This window comes from Serratia sp. HNCC26DJ244, from assembly GCF_057180565.1.
Genome location: NZ_JBXUGO010000002.1, coordinates 224,183 through 245,825 on the forward strand (window position 1 = coordinate 224,183; position 21,643 = coordinate 245,825).

Genomic DNA, 21,643 nt, shown 5'->3' on the forward strand with positions numbered 1-21,643 from the left:
ATCAATCACGTTTGCCCAGCGTTTGCAGCATGGCATTGACGATCAGCGAAGACTGTTTGGCTGCTACCAGCAGGAATTCGTCGAAGCTGATATGTGACTGCTGGTCAGCAACATCAGAAATAGCACGAACTACGACAAACGGTGTTGAGAACAAGTGGCAGACATGGGCGATAGCCGCTGCCTCCATCTCAACAGCGGCAACAGTTGGGAAATGGGCACGGATCCGCGCCAAGGGTTCGGCTCCGTTAATGAAAGCATCACCACTGCAAATCAAACCCCGCACGGCATGCAGATCGAGTTGTTCGATGCAGCTTTCAGCCAGGGCGATCAACGCCTCGTTGGCAATAAACGCCGCAGGGCAACAGGCCATTTGACCGGGTTGATAACCAAAGGCAGTCACATCGACATCGTGATAGCGTACCTCTTCAGAGACTACGATATCGCCCACGTTCAGTGTGGGGGCCAGGCCACCGGCGGAACCGGTATTGATGACGACGTCAGGTTTGCAGTGTTCCAGCAGTAAGGTGGTCCCCAATGCCGCAGCGACTTTACCAATGCCGGACTTGAGCAATGCCACGTCAACACCATTGATTTGACCGGTATAGATTTCACAACCTGCACGTTGAATCGTCTGGCGGTTAACAATCTGCTCGCGCAGTAATGCCACTTCTTGCTCCATTGCACCGATAATGCCTACTTTCATCACTCACTCTCACTGATAGGGTATGGAAATTGTGCCATAGTTTATCATGGCTCGCAGCGAGAGATAATCGGCAATAACGTTGCATCTGCAGCGGGGAATTGTTATCACAGTAGGAATGTGCAACGGTAGGGGAAACAGATGTCGGTGATCGATTTTAAACAGAAGATCAGCTTTCAACGGCCATTCAGCAAACGAATTGAAGCCGAAGAGGAGTATGATATTGTCCGACAGTTTGAGAGCGATCGCGGGCGTATTGTTAACTCGGCAGCGATCCGTCGCTTGCAGCAGAAAACCCAAGTATTTCCATTGGAGCGTAATGCAGCAGTGCGCAGTCGTCTCACGCACTCAATGGAGGTTCAACAGGTCGGGCGGCATATTGCCAAAGAGATCCTGAACCGCTTCAAGCAGGATCAGCGTATTGATACGTTGGGCCTGAGTAAGTTACTTGATCCTTTTGAAAGTATTGTCGAGATGGCGTGTCTGATGCATGACATCGGCAACCCTCCCTTTGGTCATTTCGGTGAATCGGCGATTAAAGACTGGTTCCACCAGCGTCTCGATCCGGCTAATTGTGGTAGTGAGCCAAGTAGCCATGACCGCTGTCAGGTTGACATTTTGCGTCTGCGTGCCGGGGAGAGCGACCTGAACCGCTTGCGTAGCCGTATTCGTCAAGACCTCAGCCATTTTGAAGGGAATGCGCAGGCAATTCGCTTGGTGCATACACTGCTGAAACTGAATTTGACCTATGCCCAAGTGGGCTGCATTTTAAAATATACTCGCCCCGCCTATTGGTCAGATGAAATTCCGGCCAGTCACCATTATCTGATGAAAAAACCGGGTTTTTATCTGGCGGAAGAGAGCTTTGTCGAACGCTTACGGCGTGAATTGAATATGGGCGAATTTGATCGTTTCCCACTGACCTATATTATGGAGGCCGCTGATGATATTTCTTATTGTGTGGCCGACTTGGAAGATGCTGTTGAGAAAAAAATATTTACTGTTGAGCAGCTTTATCAACATTTAGTGAAAGAGTGGGGCGATATTACGCCTGGGGATCTGTTTGATAAAACCGTTGCTAGCGCGTTTGGAAAAATTGAATCTAGTGGCGCACGTCGCAGTTCGGAAGAACAGTTTTTCATGTACCTACGGGTATTTACCGTGGCCAGGTTAGTTCCCCATGCGGCACAGCGTTTTATTGATAATCTGGATGCGGTATATCATGGCCGCTTTAACGGTGCGCTGTTAGAGGATGACAGTCCAGCCTGTAAATTGCTTCAGGTTTTTAAAAACGTCGCATTCAAGAAGGTGTTCAATCACCCAGAGGTGGAGCAGCTCGAGTTACAGGGGTATCGGGTAATCAATGGATTACTGGATATTTACAGTCCATTGTTGGCGATGTCCCAAGCGGATTTTAGTCAGTTGGTACGCGAAGATAGCCATCGCGCATTCCCTATTGAAACGCGGTTATATCATAAGCTCTCTACTAAACATCGATTAGCTTACGTGGAGGCAGTTAGCGGTTTACAGCATCTTTCCGCCGAGCAATTGACAGTGAGAGAATATTATTATCGAGCACGTTTATTACAGGATTATATTAGTGGTATGACTGATCTGTATGCTTATGATGAATATCGTCGTTTAATGGCTGCTGAGTAATATTTCGAGTTTTGTAAAGACGGAGAATATTTGTTTACTATTGGCTGATGACGGTATTGGAACTTCGGCTTATTTACAGGCTCTTACTAAGCATCCAGACCACCGTATTTAATTAAACGACTTTTAAGAGATATACAGATGAAAAAGACAGCATTGGTTTTAAGCGCCTTGGCTTTCAGTGTGGGTATGGCTTTAGGGCCAGTGGTGACCAGCGCGACTGCAGCAGAAAGTGCAGCTGCATCTACTGCTACTGCCCAGCAATTACCCAGTTTAGCCCCCATGTTGGAAAAAGTGATGCCTTCTGTGGTGAGCATCAATGTTGAAGGCAGCACCACGGTGAATAGACAGAGAATGCCTCAACAGTTCCAGCAATTCTTTGGTGATAATTCGCCATTCTGCCAAGAGGGCTCACCTTTCCAAGCATCACCCATGTGCCAAGGGGCGGGTGGTCAAGGGGGGCAGGGCGGAGCTGATGATCAAGGTATCAAAGAACCCTTCAAGTCTCTCGGTTCTGGCGTCATTATTGATGCCGCTAAAGGTTATGTGGTGACCAACAACCATGTGGTAGACAATGCCACTAAAATTCAGGTGCAGTTGAGTGATGGCCGTCGCTTCGAAGCTAAAGTGATTGGTAAGGATCCTCGTTCAGATATCGCGCTGATCCAATTGAAAGAGGCCAAAAATCTGACCGCCATCAAGATGGCAGATTCTGAGCAATTGCGTGTGGGTGACTATACCGTCGCGATTGGTAATCCTTATGGCTTGGGGGAAACCGCAACCTCAGGGATAGTGTCAGCTCTGGGGCGTAGTGGTTTGAATATCGAAAATTACGAGAACTTTATCCAGACCGATGCGGCAATCAACCGGGGTAACTCCGGTGGGGCACTGGTGAATCTGAATGGCGAACTGATCGGGATCAATACCGCGATCCTGGCACCGGATGGCGGTAATATCGGTATCGGTTTTGCTATTCCCAGCAATATGGTGAAAAACCTGACGGCGCAAATGGTGGAATACGGCCAGGTGAAACGCGGTGAGCTAGGTATTATGGGCACTGAACTGAACTCCGATCTGGCTCAGGCGATGAAAGTGGATGCTCAGCGCGGTGCATTTATCAGCCAGGTAGTGCCAAAGTCTTCTGCTGATAAAGCGGGTGTTAAAGCCGGTGACGTCATTGTCAGCATGAATGGTAAAGCCATTTCCAGCTTTGCTTCGTTCCGAGCTGAGATCGGTAGTCTGCCGATTGGCACCAAGATGTCCTTAGGCCTTATCCGTGACGGTAAACTACTGAATATCGAGTTGACGCTGGAGCAGGGGAGTCATTCACAAGTTGATTCTAGTAATATTTATACCGGTATCGAAGGCGCGGAATTAAGTAACAATTCTGGCAAAGAAAAAGGGGTGAAAGTAGACAATGTAAAAGCTGGCAGTGCTGCAGCACGCATTGGCCTGAAAAAAGGTGACCTGATCCTCGGGGTAAACCAACAAGCCGTTGAAAACCTGGGTGAGCTGCGCAAAATTATCGATAGCAAACCTTCGGTATTGGCGCTGAACATCCAACGTGGTGACACGAAGCTGTATTTGTTGATGCAGTAAGATTTTCTGTTCTATACCCCAGCCACTGGTTTTCCCCAGTGGCTGGTTTTTTGCATCATGACCCCAATTGGAAACTCGCCTCAGTTTTCACCAGTTCGATCTCATCCAGCAGTTCTAACCATTCCGGCTCAAGATCGTGGCTGTCAACCCCTTGGCGTAGCTGTTGTTCAAGATAGAAACAGAGCTGTTTCAGACGTGGGACACCGCTATAACTGCAACTACCGTGCAACTTGTGGATCAGATCGAGAATGCCTTCGTCTGATTGTCCATCCAATAGGCCTTTCACCCGTTCACTGACCTGTGGTAGAAACTCAATCAACATTTGCAGCAAGTCACGAGCGAGATCGTCTTTATTGGCGGCCTGGCGCAATGCTAATGACCAATCCAAGGCCAGAGCAGCGTCAGATGGGCTACGGGATTTTAACGGTTCGGGTTCGACTTTGGCGTTGAGATAACGTGAAAGCACTCGTGTCAGCATGGCTTCATCAATGGGTTTTGCCAGATAGTCATCCATTCCGGCTTGTAACAGGTGTTGGCGTTCACCACTGACTGCGTGGGCCGTTACCGCCACGATGGGGGTCGAGTTGTGATGCGGCATTTTGTGGATCAGCTCGCTGGCTTGGATACCATCAATGTTAGGCATCTGAATATCCATCAGGATCATATCCAGAACATTCTCACGTGCTAATGCGATAGCTTCCTCCCCGCTTTCGCACAGGAACGTTTTTTCCACTTGCTCTTGCAACAGGGTGCCAATCAGTTTCAGGTTGGCCGGGTTATCATCCACCGCCATGACGGTCAGTGGTAGGCGCTTACGTTCTGTCGTCAGTGTACTTGAGCGCTGAGGGGGCTCCAGACGTAGTAATGGGTACAAACGGCTGCTACTGATGGGTTTGGTTAGGCAGCCAATCGCCCCCAGTTTTTTCATCTCCTCGGCGTCGATTTGCGATTGGCTCGGTAAAGCCAGGATCACGCGGTCGGCAATCGTCAACGCCTCTTCTAACTTTTCACGATGATGGGTGATATTTTCTCGGTAAGGAATGGGGACACCTACCAGCATGAAATCATAGGAATCTCTTGGTAACTGGCTGAGTGTAGGAGAATGCGTCACCAGCAAATGGGTGGCGCTTAACATATTCAGCGTCGCCTGTGCTGCAACAGGGTTAGCTTCGATGTAGGCCAGTGTTTTACCCCGCAGATCGGGTAGGCTTGGCGGCAATGACAACATGCCTTCATTGAGATCCAGCGTAATATGGAACCAGAAGGTGGATCCACGGTTTAACTGGCTGTGAAAACAGATGTCTCCTCCCATCTCTTTCACCAGTTTCTGGGTGATCACCAGACCTAACCCAGTCCCCCCATGGCGGCGAGAAATACTGGCATCCGCTTGGCGGAAGGCTTGGAACAGTTGCGACTGCTGGCGTTCGGAAATCCCGATGCCAGTATCGTGGATCTGTATTTCCAATTCTACCTGTCGTTCCAACTGGTTACGTTGTTCCACACGGATATCGATATTGCCGGTTTCAGTAAACTTCACTGCGTTACCCAACAAATTGGTGACGATCTGCTGTAGGCGCAATGCATCACCAATCACTTGCTCAGGAACATCATTTTGTACATCCAGCGTCAGTTCCAGCCCTTTTTCATGGGCACTTGGGGCGAGCAAAACGACCACTTCGTCTAGGGTTTCGCGCAGCGAGAATGGAATATGTTCCAGTACCAGCTTACCGGCCTCCAGTTTGGAGAAGTCCAACACATCATTAATGATAGACAACAGGTTATTGGCCGAACGCTCAATGGTTTGTAAATAATCTGTCTGGGTGGTGTTGAGTTCGGTTTTTAGCATCTGGCGAGTAAAACCGATAACACCATTGAGTGGGGTTCTCAGTTCATGGGACATATTTGCCAGGAACTCAGATTTGATACGTGCTGCTTCTTGGGCGCGCTTTTTCGCCAAATCCAGTTCAACGTTCTGGATCTCCATCTGCTCAAGGGTTTCACGCAGATCGGATGTCGCCTGATCAATATTTTGCTGCATCTCTTCATGGTAAGCGGTCAGCGACATCGCCATGGAGTTGATACCGTTTTTCAGCATCTGCAGCTCACCGAGCATAGAGCCTTCCACTCGGCTATCCAATTGCCCGCGACGGATGCGGTCAACGGTGTTAACCATATTGCGGATAGGCGCTGTCACGCCTTGTACTAAACGGTAAGCAAACAAAATGGCGATGCACATGCACGACAAGAGTAATAATGTTGCAACGAAAATCTCTTTGTACTGTTGCAAGCGTACCGATTGTAAATCGATCTCGATGGCCACATAGCCGAGATTGTTATCATGAGGCGTTTCGTTGTTGGTACTTTCATCTGAGTATTGATTTTCAGACAAGATAGGGGTGCGCAAAATCAACGAGTCCCCTCTTCGCGTCAGCATCAATTCAGAAGGCATGGCGACTTCTTTCGGTAACTGCAATTGCGTGTAATTAGAGTGGGAATTAGAGGTGGCAAACAGATTGTTATGGGCATCAAAGACGGCAATTGAACGTACAATATCGGAATGGCGGCGATGCAGCAGGCTAACCAGTTGTTTGACCGATTCTCGACTGGGGTAGGTCATGCCGTATTCGCTGGCGACCGCCAGAGGCCCAATAATACTGCTACCCGCATCAATAAGCTGCTTCTGCAACTCGTTGTAGCGATGCACAACAAAGAAGGTGCTGAGCAGTGAACCGATCAATAATGTCGGTGCCAGGATCAGGATCATCATGCGCGCGCGTAAGCTGTATTTGGTCATGGGATTCCAATTTGGGAGAATCAGTTAGCTAATCCTAACAATGAACCAGCATTCGATCGACAACTATGGCTCAATTCTACTCTTCCAAACGCCGTGTGACGACCCGAGCAACAACACAATTATTAACCGTAACGGTCATTGAGCTTGATTCATTTGGCCAAGGGGTGGCTCGTTACCAAGGTAAAACCGTCTTTGTGATCGGTGGTAGGGATTGAAGGTGTTGCCACACTGGTTGCTAATGGGCAATATAACGCCCATAAGAATTTACTGATGAATGTGTCATTTTCCATGAGGATCTGGAGGGGGTTGTCGTACAGCAACCTTGGGCAGTTCAAGGGTTTGATAAGGTGATGCTGGATCCTGCCCGCGCTGGCGCTGCCGGTGTGATGTCACATATTGTAAAATTGGCACCAGAACGTGTGGTTTACGTTTCCTGTAATCCATCGACACTGGCTTGTGATAGCAAAGTGTTACTGGCCGCCGATTACCATCTGGTTCGTGTGCGGATGTGGTACCCAAGTTTAATGGAGTTGCAGGTAGGCAGCAAAGGAGTGAGTCTCTGGGAGCATAGATAACTATGTGACCAGTGCGAAGGAGTGTAGCCAACACCGCTGCTGCTTCATTGGTGACGGGTATAGACATGTTTCCACATACGGGGCATCTTGAATCCATGGCGCTGTTTATCAAGGCGTCAGGAGCGCTAAAGTAGGGGATAGTTATGGTTGCGGTAAGAAGTGCACATCTGAATACGGCGGGGGAGTTTGCGCTTGATGATTGGATAGCTAGCTTAAAGCTTCCCAGCCTGCAGTCATGTGAGCGGTTAGCCACAACCTGGAATTATTGTGAGCAACAGACCCAAAGCCACGGAGATAGGCTGTTATTGCTGGGGCGAGGTCTGGAAATGGTGGAGATCCTCTCCACCCTCAGTATGGATAACGACAGTATGCGCGCCGCGCTCCTGTTCCCGCTGGTGGATGCCGGTATTTTGCCGGAAGCGACGCTGACTGAAGAGTTCGGTTCTGATATCACCTCGTTGGTTCACGGCGTGCGTGATATGGATGCCATCCGGCAACTGAAAGCGACACAGAACGATTCGTTGGGCTCAGAACAGCTCGACAACGTGCGCCGTATGCTGCTGGCGATGGTAGAAGATTTCCGTTGTGTGGTGATCAAGCTGGCTGAGCGGATCGCTCACTTGCGCGAAGTGAAAGATGCTCCTGAAGATGAGCGGGTGCTGGCAGCTAAAGAGTGTTTCAATATTTATGCGCCATTAGCCAATCGTCTCGGTATTGGTCAATTAAAATGGGAATTGGAAGATTTCTGCTTTCGTTACCTGCATCCTGACGAATATAAACGTATTGCTACGCTGTTACATGAACGCCGTATTGATCGTGAGCAGTATATCGATGACTTTGTCGCTTTACTGCGTACTGAGATGAATCAGGAAGGGATCAAGGCAGAGATCTATGGCCGCCCGAAACACATTTATAGCATCTGGCGCAAGATGCAGAAAAAGTCGCTGGCGTTCGATGAGTTATTCGATGTGCGTGCCGTGCGGGTGGTGGTAGAACGCTTGCAGGATTGCTATGCCGCATTGGGTATTGTGCATACGCACTTTCGTCACCTGCCAGATGAGTTTGACGATTATGTCGCCAACCCGAAACCGAACGGCTATCAGTCGATTCATACTGTGGTTTTTGGGCCGCGAGGCAGGACGCTGGAGATCCAGATCCGTACCCGTCAAATGCATGAAGATGCTGAACTGGGTGTTGCTGCGCACTGGAAATATAAAGAAGGCGCGGTGGCGACAATACGTTCGGGTTATGAAGAGCGTATTGCCTGGCTACGTAAACTGATTGCCTGGCAAGAAGAGATGGCTGATTCTGGCGAAATGCTCGACGAAGTTCGCAGCCAGGTTTTTGATGACCGTGTCTATGTGTTTACCCCTAAAGGTGACGTGATAGATCTTCCCACCGGTTCCACGCCCCTCGATTTTGCCTACCACATCCATAGCGATGTCGGCCACCGTTGCATTGGTGCCAAAATTGGTGGTCGTATCGTGCCCTTTACCTATCAGTTGCAAATGGGCGATCAGGTCGAAGTGATCACTCAGAAGCAGCCGAATCCTAGCCGAGATTGGTTGAACCCGAACCTGGGTTATATTACCACCAGCCGTGGGCGTTCGAAGATCCACAACTGGTTCCGCAAACAGGATCGCGATAAAAATATTCTGGCCGGGCGGCAGATGCTGGACAATGAGCTGGAGCATCTGGGCATCAGCCTACGGGAAGCTGAAAAGCTGTTGATACCACGTTATAACGTTAACTCGCTGGATGAAGTGCTGGCGGGGATCGGCGGTGGTGATATTCGTCTTAATCAGATGATCAACTTCCTGCAAAATAAGCTTAACCAACCCAGTGCTGAAGAGCAGGATCGCCAGGCATTGCAGCAGTTGACCCAACATAAAGCACCTGGGGCAGGGGTTCGTAGTAAAGATAATGGGCGCGTGGTGGTTGAAGGTGTCGGTAATCTGATGCACCACATCGCCCGCTGCTGTCAACCGATCCCGGGTGATGACATCGTTGGTTTTATCACTCAGGGTCGGGGGATCTCGATCCACCGTTCCGACTGTGATCAACTGGCCGAGCTCCGGTCTCACGCGCCAGAACGTATTGTTGATGCGGTCTGGGGGGAAAGCTATTCCAGCGGTTATTCGCTGGTAGTGCGGGTGTTGGCCAATGATCGTAGTGGCTTGCTACGGGATATCACCACCATCTTGGCTAACGAAAAAGTTAATGTATTGGGTGTTGCCAGCCGTAGCGATACGAAAAAGCAGTTGGCGACAATCGATATGGACATTGAAATCTACAATCAGCAAGTGCTGGGGCGTGTATTGGCCAAGCTCAATCAATTACCTGATGTGATAGATGCCAAGCGCCTGCATGGCAAGTAAGTGCGTTTGGTTTCGTCATTCAAGCGGCTTGGGGCGGTATTTATCCGTTCCCTTTGGTGCTTGGTTTGCCCTGCGTTTGGGGCGTGTTGTGCCTATTTTTGCTGAGATATTAACATGAGCCAAACCTCTTCACTGCAACGCTTGCTGGCCATTATGAGAACCTTGCGCGACCCACAAGCGGGTTGCCCTTGGGACCGCAAGCAGACTTTCGCCAGCATTGCTCCCTATACGCTGGAAGAAACTTACGAAGTGTTGGATGCTATTGAACGCCAGGATTACGCCGATCTGCGCGATGAACTGGGTGATCTCCTGTTCCAGGTGGTGTTCTATGCTCAGATGGGGCAGGAGCAAGGGCTGTTTGATTTCGAACAGGTGTGTAATGCCATCAGCGACAAACTGGAGCGCCGCCATCCACATATCTTTGGTGATGCCCACGCGGCGGATAGCCAGGCCGTTTCTGTGCGTTGGGAACAGCTGAAGGCTGAAGAACGAGCAGAGAAAGCGTTGCATTCAGTGCTGGATGATATTCCCAATGCCTTACCCGCATTAATGAAAGCGCATAAGATTCAGCAGCGTTGTGCGGCGGTGGGGTTTGACTGGCACACCTTGGAGCCAGTCGTGGCTAAAGTGCGCGAAGAGCTTGACGAAGTAATGCATGAAGTACGGCAAGCGGTGGTGGATGAACAGAAACTGCAAGAGGAGATCGGCGATCTGCTGTTTGCTACCGTTAATCTTTCCCGCCATCTTGGGCACAAAGCGGAAAATGCCTTACAGGTGGCCAACCGCAAGTTTGAGCGCCGTTTTCGTCAGGTAGAAGAGATCATACAACAGCAGGGGTTAGCCCTGCAGGAAGCGACGCTGGAGCAGATGGAAGCTGCCTGGCAGCAGATAAAAAAACAAGAAAGCCAGCAGGAAACGTGATGGACAAACCCTGTCGGTTGTTTGATCGCCGACAATACTTGCTTAAGCTGAAACGGTTAAGCTCGGTTGCATGTCGTTGCTGAATCGCGCGGTGGTGATGTTCCGCCGGCCCCATTCAGGTTGCAGAGTGCCAGATGATGGGCGAGACGCTAGCTAAGGTTAACAAACTGAATTTCAGGTGTTTTATAGCGTTTTATAAAGAAATAGTCACAGAAGACGGATTATTGGCTGATTTTTGCTTTATTTTTTGTTTTTAAAGCATTTTTATGATTTCTTGGGCGGCTTTACCTGGATAAACTCGTGGCGGTGATAGAGATGATGGATGGCAAAACGATCATTTGTAGGTCAAGAGAGGTTCGGGTATACTACTTTCCCGTCTTGGTTCTTCCATCGTCTTTAAACCTAAACTCTCAGGTTCAGCATGACAACTAATTATATTTTTGTGACTGGCGGGGTCGTATCCTCTCTGGGTAAAGGCATTGCTGCAGCCTCTCTGGCAGCTATTCTTGAAGCCCGTGGCCTCAATGTTACCATCATGAAGCTGGACCCATATATCAATGTGGATCCGGGCACCATGAGCCCGATCCAGCATGGGGAAGTTTTCGTCACCGAAGACGGCGCAGAAACTGATCTGGATCTCGGTCACTACGAACGCTTTATCCGTACCAAAATGACGCGCCGTAATAATTTCACCACCGGCCGTATCTACTCTGATGTATTGCGTAAAGAGCGCCGTGGTGACTATTTGGGGGCGACGATACAGGTCATCCCTCATATCACTAACGCCATTAAAGAACGCATCATTGAAGGCGGCGAAGGCCACGATGTGGTTCTGGTTGAAATTGGCGGCACCGTTGGCGATATCGAATCCTTGCCGTTCTTGGAAGCTATCCGTCAGATGGCCGTTGGAGTAGGCCGTGAACACACGCTGTATATGCATCTGACGCTGGTGCCTTATCTGGCTGCTGCGGGTGAAGTGAAAACCAAACCGACCCAACACTCGGTGAAAGAGTTGCTTTCCATTGGTATTCAGCCAGATATCCTGATTTGTCGTTCGGATCGCACCGTTCCAGCCAATGAACGTGCAAAAATTGCGCTGTTCTGTAATGTGCCGGAAAAGGCAGTTATCTCCCTAAAAGATATTGATTCTATTTATAAAATTCCTGCGCTATTGAAGTCTCAGGGGTTGGATGACTATATTTGTAAACGATTCGGTTTGACGCCGCCTGAGGCGAATCTCTCTGAATGGGAACAGGTGATTTACCAGGAAGCCAATCCGGGTGGTGAAGTGACGATAGGTATGGTGGGCAAATATGTCGAACTGCCCGATGCCTATAAGTCAGTGATTGAGGCGCTGAAACATGGGGGCCTGAAAAATCGTGTGACCGTCAACATCAAGTTGATCGACTCACAAGATGTGGAAACCCGTGGTGTAGAAGTGCTGAAAGATCTGGATGCTATCCTGATCCCCGGTGGTTTCGGTTACCGTGGCGTAGAAGGCAAGGTAATGACTGCCCGCTATGCCCGCGAAAACAAAATTCCTTATCTTGGCATCTGCTTGGGTATGCAAGTGGCATTGATGGAGTTTGCCCGCAATGTGGTGGGTATGGAAAACGCCAACTCCACTGAGTTTGTGCCAGATTGTAAGTACCCGGTAGTGGCCTTGATTACCGAATGGCGTGATGAAGAAGGTAACGTCGAGGTCCGTACTGAAGAAAGTGATCTCGGTGGCACGATGCGTGTTGGTGGTCAGCAATGTCATCTGACGGACAATAGTCTGGTGCGTAAAATGTATGGCGAACCCACCATTACTGAGCGTCATCGCCACCGTTATGAAGTGAACAATATGCTGTTGAAACCGATCGAAGCGGCGGGTTTACGGGTTGCTGGTCGTTCTGCAGATAACAAGCTGGTTGAAATTATTGAGCTGCCTGACCATCCATGGTTTGTCGCTTGCCAGTTCCACCCTGAATTTACTTCGACGCCACGTGATGGTCACCCGCTGTTTGCTGGCTTTGTCAAGGCAGCGGCCGATTATCAGAAGCGTCAGGAGAAATAAGAGTTTTAGTCGACAGCGCGCGGTAAAACCGCGCGTTGTTTGTCTGGAGTTTTAATTTAACTTGTGACTTGAGGAAAACCTGTATGTCTAAAATTGTGAAAGTCATTGGCCGTGAAATTATCGACTCACGCGGCAATCCAACTGTTGAAGCTGAAGTTCATCTGGAAGGTGGTTTTGTCGGTCTGGCTGCTGCGCCATCAGGTGCATCTACTGGTTCTCGTGAAGCACTGGAACTGCGTGATGGTGACAAGTCGCGTTTCCTGGGTAAAGGCGTGCTGAAAGCCGTTGCTGCAGTAAACGGCCCAATTGCTCAGGCAGTCATGGGTAAAGATGCTAGCGATCAAGCGAACATCGACAAGATCATGATCGATCTGGATGGTACCGAGAATAAATCTCAATTCGGTGCTAACGCTATCCTGGCGGTTTCTCTGGCTAACGCCAAAGCAGCAGCTGCCTCTAAAGGTATGCCGCTGTATGAGCATATTGCTGAACTGAATGGTACTCCAGGCAAATTCTCTATGCCATTGCCAATGATGAACATCATCAACGGTGGTGAGCACGCCGACAACAACGTCGACATCCAAGAGTTTATGATTCAGCCAGTAGGCGCAAAAACCCTGAAAGAAGCGGTACGTATCGGTTCTGAAGTATTCCATCACCTGGCAAAAGTGCTGAAGGCCAAAGGCATGAACACCGCAGTGGGTGATGAAGGTGGCTATGCGCCAAACCTGGGTTCTAACGCAGAAGCATTGGCAGTAATTGCCGAAGCGGTGAAAGCGGCAGGCTATGAGCTGGGTAAAGATGTGACTCTGGCGATGGACTGTGCAGCCTCTGAATTCTATAAAGATGGTAAATACGTCCTGGCTGGCGAAGGTAACAAGGCGTTTACCTCCGAAGAGTTTACTCACTTCCTGGAAGACTTGACCAAGCAATACCCAATCGTTTCCATTGAAGATGGTCTGGATGAGTCTGATTGGGCCGGTTTTGCCTACCAGACCAAAGTGCTGGGTGACAAAATCCAGTTGGTGGGTGACGATCTGTTCGTAACCAACACCAAAATCCTGAAAGAAGGTATTGATAAAGGCATTGCTAACTCTATCCTGATCAAGTTCAACCAGATCGGTTCTCTGACCGAAACCCTGGCTGCTATCAAGATGGCTAAAGACGCCGGCTACACTGCGGTGATTTCTCACCGTTCAGGTGAAACTGAAGATGCGACTATCGCTGATCTGGCGGTGGGTACAGCAGCAGGTCAGATCAAGACTGGTTCTATGAGCCGTTCTGATCGTGTGGCTAAGTACAACCAGTTGATCCGTATCGAAGAAGCACTGGGTAACCGTGCACCGTTTAATGGCCTGAAAGAAGTTAAAGGTCAGTAATCAGTCTTTGATTGTGAGTTAAGTAGAGAGTTAAGTAGATAGTTAAGTGAAAACCCGCCGCAGTATTTGGCGGGTTTTCTATTTTAATGAAATAGGCTGTATCTCTCTATTGCAGCAGGATACAGCCTAAAGAGGTTACGCCTGGCTAGGCAGTAACTTGGCAGGGACCAGAGCGGTCAGTTGGCCGGTCATTAATAGTTGACTGGCCACCTCGATATCCGGGGCGAAGAAACGGTCTTTATCGTAGAAGCTGACGTGTTCTCGTAGCAAGCGACGAGCTTGTTCCAACCCCTCACTGGTTTGCAGACCTTGACGGAAATCGAGCCCTTGGCAGGCCGCCAGCCACTCCACCGCCAGAATACCGCGCACGTTATCCGCCATTTCCCACAGGCGGCGACCGGCAGCCGGTGCCATCGAAACATGGTCTTCCTGGTTGGCAGAGGTAGGGATACTGTCGACACTGGCCGGGTGAGCCAACGCTTTGTTTTCGCTGGTCAACGCCGCTGCAGTCACTTGGGCTATCATAAAGCCAGAGTTCACGCCGCCATTCTCCACCAGGAACGGCGGTAACTGTGACATATGTTTGTCCATCATCAGAGAGATCCGACGTTCAGAGAGGGAACCTATCTCGGCGAAGGCCAGCGCCAGATTATCGGCGGCCATCGCGACCGGTTCAGCGTGGAAATTCCCCCCAGACAACACATCCCCTTGCTCAGCGAAGACCAACGGGTTATCGGAAACCGCGTTGGACTCAATCTCCAGCACTTCTGCCGCTTGACGGATCTGAGTCAGGCAGGCACCCATCACTTGTGGCTGGCAGCGCAGAGAATAAGGGTCTTGTACTTTGTCACAGTTTTGGTGTGAGTTAGAGATGGCACTGTGTGTGCCCAGCAGATGGCGGTAAGCCGCAGCTGCATCGATCTGGCCACGTTGACCACGGACTTGGTGGATCCTCGGGTCAAATGGGCTGCGTGAACCTAATGCGGCCTCAACCGTAAGACTACCGGTGACGGTGGCTGCGGCATACAGATCTTCAGCATCAAACAAGCCACGCAGTGCAAAAGCGGTGGAAACCTGGGTACCGTTTAATAACGCCAAGCCTTCTTTGGCCGCCAGTGTTAAGGGCTTCAGCCCCGCTTTGGCAAGTGCCTGAGTCGCTGGTAACCACTCCCCTTGATAACGGGCTTTACCTTCCCCCAGTAGCACCAGACTCATATGCGCCAAGGGTGCTAAATCGCCAGAAGCACCAACAGAACCTTTTAATGGGATGTGGGGATAGACTTCGGCGTTGACCAATGCCATCAGCGCCTGGATAACCTCCAGACGGATACCTGAGAACCCACGAGACAGACTGTTGATTTTCAGCACCATAATCAGGCGAACCAGATTATCATCGGTTGCAGCACCAACGCCGGCAGCATGTGACAGCACGATGGAGCGTTGCAGATTTTCTAAATCTGCACGGGCGATACGGGTGGAAGCCAGTAACCCGAAACCGGTGTTGATACCATAGCTGGTGTGGTTTTCTGCCACAATGCGTTCAACACAAGCCACGCTCTGTTGGATAGCACCGTAGGCATGGTCATCCAGAGTCAGTGAGACCGGGTGTTGATAAACTTGGCGTAATTCGGCTAGGGTCATTTTGCCTGGGCGAATCGTCAATGATTTCATGCTTTAGCCCCCTGAGTTGCAGCTACCATAGGTAAGTTAAGGCCTTGTTCGCGAGCACAGTCAATAGCGATGTCGTAACCAGCATCGGCATGGCGCATTACCCCGGTCGCGGGGTCGTTATGCAACACACGAGCGATACGTTCAGCGGCTTCATCCGTGCCATCACAAACAATGACCATCCCGGAGTGTTGGGAGAAGCCCATACCGACGCCACCGCCGTGATGCAGAGAAACCCAGGTTGCACCGCTGGCGGTGTTAAGTAAAGCGTTGAGCAATGGCCAATCAGAGACCGCGTCAGAACCATCTTTCATTGATTCGGTTTCGCGGTTAGGGCTGGCAACTGATCCTGAATCCAGATGGTCACGACCTATCACGATAGGCGCAGACAATTCACCACGGCGTACCATTTCATTAAACGCTAAGCCAAGTTTGGCACGCTGCCCCAGACCAACCCAGCATATACGCGCTGGCAAACCCTGGAAACTGATGCGTTCACGGGCCATATCCAACCAATGATGGAGGTGTGCATCGTCAGGGATTAACTCTTTCACCATCGCGTCTGTCTTGAAAATATCCTGCGGATCACCGGAGAGCGCCGCCCAACGGAATGGGCCGATACCACGGCAGAACAACGGGCGAATATAAGCCGGGACGAAGCCAGGGAAATCAAAGGCGTTGTTGACCCCCATTTCTTTCGCCATTTGGCGGATATTATTGCCGTAGTCAAACGTTGGAACGCCCATTTTTTGGAACGCCAACATGGCTTCAACGTGTGTGGCCATTGACTGTTTAGCAGCTTTTACCACTACTGCGGGTTCGCTTTGTGCACGGCGACGATACTCTTCCCAGCTCCAGCCGGCTGGCAGGTAACCATTAAGCGGATCATGGGCACTGGTCTGGTCGGTGACCATATCCGGGCGTACGCCACGTTTAACCAGCTCAGGCAAAATTTCTGCTGCATTCCCACATAGGGCAATAGAAATGGCTTTACCTTCTTGGGTATATTTCTTGATACGTGCTAATGCATCATCCAGATCCTTGGCTTGCTCATCGACGTAGCGGGTTTTTAAACGGAAATCAATACGGCTCTGTTGGCATTCGATATTCAGTGAACAGGCACCCGCCAAGGTTGCTGCCAGTGGCTGAGCGCCGCCCATGCCACCCAGACCGGCGGTTAATACCCAGCGCCCTTTGAGGTTATCATTATAATGTTGGCGTCCCGCTTCCACGAAGGTTTCATAGGTGCCCTGTACGATGCCCTGGCTGCCAATGTAGATCCAACTGCCCGCCGTCATCTGGCCATACATCGCCAGGCCTTTGGCATCCAGTTCGTTGAAATGCTCCCAAGTCGCCCAGTGCGGAACCAGGTTCGAGTTGGCAATCAGCACGCGTGGTGCATTGCTGTGAGTTTTAAACACGCCTACCGGTTTGCCAGACTGCACCAGTAACGTCTCGTCATCTTCCAGTGTTTTAAGCGTTGCAACAATTTTGTCGTAGCAATCCCAGTCGCGGGCAGCACGGCCAATGCCGCCGTACACCACCAGCTCATGGGGGTTTTCTGCCACTTCTGGGTCGAGATTGTTCATTAACATACGCAGTGGCGCTTCGGTCAGCCAACTTTTAGCGTTTAATTGTGTGCCACGTGGTGCACGGATATCAACGTTGCGAATTTTGTTATTTGTCGTCACAGCTATTTCCTCTAGCAGTTTATACCCGTCGCCATTCAAGCTGCAGCAGTGTTGGCTTGCCTCGTTCATGGGATTGACCCATGGTCGGGGCTTGGTTGCGTTGCTGTCGACCTGCAACTTGAATGAACTTAGGTATCGGTACAAATTCCACGACCTGGTGGTGAATAGCAGCACCAAGCCATAACAATGCGGTGGGCTTCTTAACATATACTTGTATGTACAAGCATATGCAACCATGAGGGGTGTAGGCGTAAAAATAAGCAACAAAAAATTATTTTAATTTAAAATCAAATAATTAAATTATTAAAAGATGATGAAATAGGCGTTTTAACCGAGGAAAATAGTGAGATGAACTGCAAAAATCAGTTAAAATAGTGTCGTTTTTGAGCGTTAAGTCACAATGGATTTACATAGTTATTACAATTAAACCGAAGAATAGCGCCAACATATTGCGGATAGCCAAGCTTGATCTCATTCGAGCAAGGTTTACCGGTATCCGGTTTGGTCATCGCGGCGGGATCTGCAATAATCCCTTTTTTTGCCCTTGCCAACATTGAGAATGCCATGCTCTACCCAATTAACGAGATGTTCCAGACTTTGCAGGGAGAAGGTTATTTTACTGGAGTGCCTGCTATCTTTATTCGTTTGCAGGGTTGCCCGGTGGGGTGTAGTTGGTGTGATACCCAACATACTTGGGAAAAGGAAGCACATCAGGAAGTGGATATGCAGCAAATTCTGCTGAAACCCTCTGAAAGCCGCCAATGGGGCAGTGCCAGTGCTGAACAATTGCTGATGTTGATCCAACAGCAAGGTTATACCGCTCGCCATATCGTTATTACGGGTGGGGAACCTTGTATCTATGATTTGATACCACTGACCACCTTGCTCGAGAGCCAGGGTTACAGTTGCCAGATAGAAACCAGTGGTACTTATGAGGTTCTCTGTTCGCCTAATACCTGGGTGACGGTTTCGCCAAAAGTGAAGATGCGTGGTGGCTTGCAGGTCTTGCCACAGGCGCTGATACGAGCCGATGAGATCAAACATCCGGTTGGGCGTGAACGTGATATTGAAGCATTAGATCAACTGCTGGCGGCTTTGCAGGATGAAAAGCGGCGTATTATCGCTTTACAACCCATCAGCCAGCAGGAAGAAGCAACGCGTCTATGTATTGAAACCTGTATTGCTCGTAATTGGCGGCTTTCAATGCAGACGCACAAGTACCTCAATATTGCCTGATACCCTAGCCCATATGGGCTATTTCCTTACAGCCCAATGAGTTACTGACATCGGTTTACTCACCTTTGTACACACAGCCAGCGCTACAGGTCTCTTTGATCATCACCGCCGACAGAATTGGCAGTTGCGGCTTCAGTTGCTGCCAGATCCAACCGGCGAGGACTTCGCTGGTTGGGTTTTCCAACCCTGGAATATCGTTCAAATAATGGTGATCAAGGCGCTGCCAAATCGGTTTGAATATCCCTTTCAGCTCGGCAAAATCCATTACCCAGCCAGTGTGGGGATCGACTTCCCCAGTGATTTCTAAACGCACTGTAAAAGAGTGCCCATGCAGGCGGCCGCATTTGTGGCCTTCTGGTACATGAGGTAGGAGATGTGCGGCTTCAAACTGAAAATCTTTAAACAACGTAGTGACCATTGACCCAGCCTTATTGATTTAAAACTGTCGAATAGTACTGGAAAGCGGTTCCCGTTGCCATCTATACCCATTCAGCAATCAAGCTGCGGCGGTGTTGGTTACAATTATTTGCCTCTTCCCTGAGGCTCACCCCGTTGGGGCCTCGCTCCTTCGGAGCCAGCGCAAGCACTGTTCAAAACGCACTGCGTTTTGTCCTGCAACTTGAATGAACTTGGGTATATGTTAAATAGCCAATCCTCAAGCGCCGATCACGCCACCATCTTCACGAGTAATCATTAACACAGACGAGCGTGGACGTGGGCTATTATGCGGGAAGTGAGAGTCTCCTTCTTCCCCTGGGTGCTGAACGTTAACAAACATCGTTTTATAGTCTGGAGTAAAGGTGAGTCCAGTCAATTCGCATGACTTTGGCCCGACCATAAAGCGGCGGATCTCACCACTTTGCGGATCGCCCGCCAGCATCTGGTTATTGCCTTGCCCCAGATAATCACCTTTGTTGCTGTATTTACCATCGGTTAAGATCCACAAACGGCCAGCACTGTCGAATCCCAGGCCGTCAGGGCTGTTAAAGGTGTTATCTTCCGTAATGTTTGGGGTGCCACGGTTAACGCCTTGCGGATGGGCTAGTGGGTTGCCAGCCAGTGCATACATGTCCCAAGTAAAATTATCGGCTGTCGCATCGCCACTTTCATTCCAGCGAATAATCTGACCATAAACGTTATTGGGGCGAGGATTCGCCGCGTTGAGCGGCATGTTAGCTTCGCCACGTTTGTTGTTATTGGTCAAGGTGCAATAGACACGGCCATCGTGCGGATTGACTGCTATCCACTCAGGGCGGTCCATCTTGGTTGCGCCAACGTGTGATGCGGCTTTGCGCGTGAAAATCAATATTTCCGCTGCATCTTTGAAACCATTTTCCGGTGTTAGGCCATTTTTGCCAAACTCCAAAGCAATCCAACGTCCTGTGCCCTTGAGCGGAGTGCCATTGCTGTCCCCGTCAAACTGAGCCACGTACAAATTACCTTCATCCAAGAGGTTGCTGTTATTTGCCGGGTTGGCGCTATCGAACTTGTTTTTGGAGACAAACTTGTAAATATGCTCCCCGCGCTCATCGTCACCCATATAAATTACGAGACGGCCATCTTTGGCTATCGTCACGGCGGCATTTTCGTGTTTGAAGCGCCCCAGAGCAGTACGCTTTATGGGGGTAGATTTCGGGTTCATCGGATCGATTTCAACAATCCAACCGAATCGGTTGAGCTCGTTGGGGTTCTTCACTACATCGAAACGCTCGTCAAACGTTGACCAGTTACGTTCTGGCTCATTGGCCTTCAATGTATAGCGTTTTTGCTCTGGCGTATTTTTGTAATCAGTTTGCTGAGTGCCAAAATAGGTTTCGAAGTTTTCTTCACAGGTCAAATAGGTGCCCCAAGGGGTTTTGCCGTTGGAGCAGTTATTGAGTGTACCTAGGACACGGCGGCCAGAGGGGTCGGCTGCAGTTTGCAGTAGTGGATGCCCCGCAGCCGGGCCGCTGAGTTGCATTTCAGTATTGGCGGTGATGCGGCGGTTATAGCGCGAAGGACGCTCAACTTGCCAGCGTTGGCTATCACCAATGCGTTTTACCGCAACGATAGACACACCATGTGCGGCTTGGGATTTACGTACATCGTCCAGGCTGGTGGCTTGGGTGCCACCGTGGGCGAACAAGTATTGCTCGTTGACGTATTCGTTATTGATCGCCATCACGCCATGATTTTTATCAATTGGGAAGAAACTCATACCGTCATTGTTATCACCGAACTGTTTTTCTTGGTCGGCTGCACTGTTGCCACCGTTGGCATCGAATGCGGCAGCGCCATTCACCAAAGGGTCACCCCATGAGATCAACACCTCGGCTTTGTAACCTGGGGCAATAACCACCTCATCTGCGGTGGAAGCGGCAATGCCTTTGAATCCCAATAGATTACTGGTTGGTAAGTCAGCTGCTAGCGCTTCACCAGTCATCCCGAGTACACCACCAGCGAGAAAATGGGTGATGCCAATAGCGCTGGCACTACCGATTAACAGTTTGCGGCGAGTAGGATTGCTCAGTGTAGGGTCGTTAAATTGATTCGGATTATTCTTCATGGAGTTAGCTTCCTGCGAGTAGATACCATAAACAAATTTGATTCTTATAATAGTGAGCAATTGTTTCATAAATGTTACACCGCAATATGAAAGCAATTCATTCTTGCTGTTTGGGGGTAATGATAGCTATCAAACTCACTTAAGTGATAACGATGCTAATAGATAGCAATAGATGTCAGTGGAGGGGGTATTTTTCTGTTTTATAAGGTTTTTATGACAGGGCTAATACTAAATAGGCAGTGTGTCCGTCACCGTATATTCAACGTTTAATCAAGATATTGGGGGGCTCGTAATTCGGCGTTCCCCTGAGGCTCATCCCATAGCGCCTGCTATATAGTCATTTTGGTTATTATTTATTGCTATCACTTATTTAGTCATTGCGATGGAGCTGGGTAACTTTACAGACTTCCCTCGGTCTGTTAAGGATAAAGCCTTAAAAATG

Annotated in this window: 14 protein-coding genes and 2 pseudogenes; 10 read left to right on the forward strand and 6 right to left on the reverse strand. The window is 49.7% G+C overall.

The window, feature by feature from the left end; translation table 11 throughout:
* Position 1 precedes the first annotated feature (1 nt).
* Positions 2 to 703 (reverse strand): 5'-methylthioadenosine/S-adenosylhomocysteine nucleosidase, encoded by a 702-nt coding sequence (gene mtnN, locus AC2A06_RS02600; RefSeq protein ID WP_023489844.1) that lies wholly within the window; start codon positions 701 to 703, stop codon positions 2 to 4.
* A gap of 138 nt (positions 704 to 841) precedes the next feature.
* Here mtnN and dgt point away from each other — a divergent pair, with 138 nt between their 5' ends.
* Positions 842 to 2,359 carry a dGTPase gene (gene dgt / locus AC2A06_RS02605; protein WP_484379257.1) on the forward strand — a complete coding sequence of 506 codons (1,518 nt, stop codon included), beginning with the start codon at positions 842 to 844 and terminating at the stop codon, positions 2,357 to 2,359.
* Positions 2,360 to 2,497: 138 nt separating this feature from the next.
* Positions 2,498 to 3,955 carry a serine endoprotease DegP gene (degP, locus tag AC2A06_RS02610; RefSeq protein WP_473196003.1) on the forward strand — a complete coding sequence of 486 codons (1,458 nt, stop codon included), beginning with the start codon at positions 2,498 to 2,500 and terminating at the stop codon, positions 3,953 to 3,955.
* Positions 3,956 to 4,010: 55 nt separating this feature from the next.
* On the opposite strand, the gene barA is transcribed toward degP, so the two are convergent.
* Positions 4,011 to 6,749: a two-component sensor histidine kinase BarA gene (gene barA / locus AC2A06_RS02615; protein WP_484379258.1), complete on the reverse strand. Its 2,739-nt coding sequence runs from the start codon at positions 6,747 to 6,749 to the stop codon at positions 4,011 to 4,013.
* Positions 6,750 to 6,814: 65 nt separating this feature from the next.
* Here barA and AC2A06_RS02620 point away from each other — a divergent pair, with 65 nt between their 5' ends.
* From AC2A06_RS02620 to eno, 7 genes and pseudogenes are all read left to right on the forward strand, one after another.
* Positions 6,815 to 6,964 carry a hypothetical protein gene (locus AC2A06_RS02620; protein WP_484379259.1) on the forward strand — a complete coding sequence of 50 codons (150 nt, stop codon included), beginning with the start codon at positions 6,815 to 6,817 and terminating at the stop codon, positions 6,962 to 6,964.
* Positions 6,951 to 7,258, forward strand: a pseudogene (rumA, locus tag AC2A06_RS02625) (23S rRNA (uracil(1939)-C(5))-methyltransferase RlmD); the annotation flags it as partial. The gene AC2A06_RS02620 and the pseudogene rumA, both read left to right, overlap by 14 nt.
* Before the next feature lie 116 nt (positions 7,259 to 7,374).
* Positions 7,375 to 7,458, forward strand: a pseudogene (locus AC2A06_RS02630) (23S rRNA methyltransferase); the annotation flags it as partial.
* 9 nt (positions 7,459 to 7,467) lie between these two features.
* The gene (gene relA / locus AC2A06_RS02635) at positions 7,468 to 9,702 is read left to right on the forward strand and encodes a GTP diphosphokinase (RefSeq protein ID WP_484379260.1); all 2,235 of its coding nucleotides are present in this window, start codon (positions 7,468 to 7,470) and stop codon (positions 9,700 to 9,702) included.
* A 114-nt stretch (positions 9,703 to 9,816) separates the two neighbouring features.
* Positions 9,817 to 10,623, forward strand: coding sequence for a nucleoside triphosphate pyrophosphohydrolase (gene mazG / locus AC2A06_RS02640; protein ID WP_484379261.1), 807 nt, complete (start codon positions 9,817 to 9,819; stop codon positions 10,621 to 10,623).
* A gap of 421 nt (positions 10,624 to 11,044) precedes the next feature.
* Positions 11,045 to 12,682, forward strand: a complete 1,638-nt coding sequence (gene pyrG, locus AC2A06_RS02645) for a glutamine hydrolyzing CTP synthase (RefSeq protein WP_023490908.1) — start codon at positions 11,045 to 11,047, stop codon at positions 12,680 to 12,682.
* 83 nt (positions 12,683 to 12,765) lie between these two features.
* Entirely contained in the window at positions 12,766 to 14,061 is a 1,296-nt protein-coding gene (gene eno / locus AC2A06_RS02650) for a phosphopyruvate hydratase (protein WP_023490907.1), read from the forward strand.
* 135 nt (positions 14,062 to 14,196) lie between these two features.
* Here the strand turns inward: eno and hutH are convergent, their stop codons facing one another.
* Positions 14,197 to 15,732, reverse strand: coding sequence for a histidine ammonia-lyase (hutH, locus tag AC2A06_RS02655; protein ID WP_484379262.1), 1,536 nt, complete (start codon positions 15,730 to 15,732; stop codon positions 14,197 to 14,199).
* Positions 15,729 to 17,420 (reverse strand): urocanate hydratase, encoded by a 1,692-nt coding sequence (hutU, locus tag AC2A06_RS02660; protein WP_023490905.1) that lies wholly within the window; start codon positions 17,418 to 17,420, stop codon positions 15,729 to 15,731. The genes hutH and hutU overlap by 4 nt, the downstream gene beginning before the upstream one ends.
* A gap of 564 nt (positions 17,421 to 17,984) precedes the next feature.
* Between hutU and queE the strand changes: the two genes are divergently transcribed.
* On the forward strand, positions 17,985 to 18,656 hold the full coding sequence (gene queE, locus AC2A06_RS02665) for a 7-carboxy-7-deazaguanine synthase QueE (RefSeq protein WP_484379312.1): 672 nt from the start codon (positions 17,985 to 17,987) through the stop codon (positions 18,654 to 18,656).
* A 55-nt stretch (positions 18,657 to 18,711) separates the two neighbouring features.
* Here the strand turns inward: queE and queD are convergent, their stop codons facing one another.
* The gene (gene queD / locus AC2A06_RS02670) at positions 18,712 to 19,074 is read right to left on the reverse strand and encodes a 6-carboxytetrahydropterin synthase QueD (protein ID WP_484379263.1); all 363 of its coding nucleotides are present in this window, start codon (positions 19,072 to 19,074) and stop codon (positions 18,712 to 18,714) included.
* Positions 19,075 to 19,311: 237 nt separating this feature from the next.
* Entirely contained in the window at positions 19,312 to 21,201 is a 1,890-nt protein-coding gene (locus AC2A06_RS02675; RefSeq protein WP_484379264.1) for a PhoX family protein, read from the reverse strand.
* Positions 21,202 to 21,643 lie beyond the last annotated feature (442 nt).

Bases quoted from the DNA above. Each gene is read 5' to 3' on its own strand.
- mtnN (WP_023489844.1), bottom strand. From the start codon at position 703: ATGAAAGTAGGCATTATCGGTGCAATGGAGCAAGAAGTGGCATTACTG.
- dgt (WP_484379257.1), top strand. From the start codon at position 842: ATGTCGGTGATCGATTTTAAACAGAAGATCAGCTTTCAACGGCCATTC.
- degP (WP_473196003.1), top strand. From the start codon at position 2,498: ATGAAAAAGACAGCATTGGTTTTAAGCGCCTTGGCTTTCAGTGTGGGT.
- barA (WP_484379258.1), bottom strand. From the start codon at position 6,749: ATGACCAAATACAGCTTACGCGCGCGCATGATGATCCTGATCCTGGCA.
- AC2A06_RS02620 (WP_484379259.1), top strand. From the start codon at position 6,815: ATGGCTCAATTCTACTCTTCCAAACGCCGTGTGACGACCCGAGCAACA.
- relA (WP_484379260.1), top strand. From the start codon at position 7,468: ATGGTTGCGGTAAGAAGTGCACATCTGAATACGGCGGGGGAGTTTGCG.
- mazG (WP_484379261.1), top strand. From the start codon at position 9,817: ATGAGCCAAACCTCTTCACTGCAACGCTTGCTGGCCATTATGAGAACC.
- pyrG (WP_023490908.1), top strand. From the start codon at position 11,045: ATGACAACTAATTATATTTTTGTGACTGGCGGGGTCGTATCCTCTCTG.
- eno (WP_023490907.1), top strand. From the start codon at position 12,766: ATGTCTAAAATTGTGAAAGTCATTGGCCGTGAAATTATCGACTCACGC.
- hutH (WP_484379262.1), bottom strand. From the start codon at position 15,732: ATGAAATCATTGACGATTCGCCCAGGCAAAATGACCCTAGCCGAATTA.
- queE (WP_484379312.1), top strand. From the start codon at position 17,985: ATGCTCTACCCAATTAACGAGATGTTCCAGACTTTGCAGGGAGAAGGT.
- queD (WP_484379263.1), bottom strand. From the start codon at position 19,074: ATGGTCACTACGTTGTTTAAAGATTTTCAGTTTGAAGCCGCACATCTC.
- AC2A06_RS02675 (WP_484379264.1), bottom strand. From the start codon at position 21,201: ATGAAGAATAATCCGAATCAATTTAACGACCCTACACTGAGCAATCCT.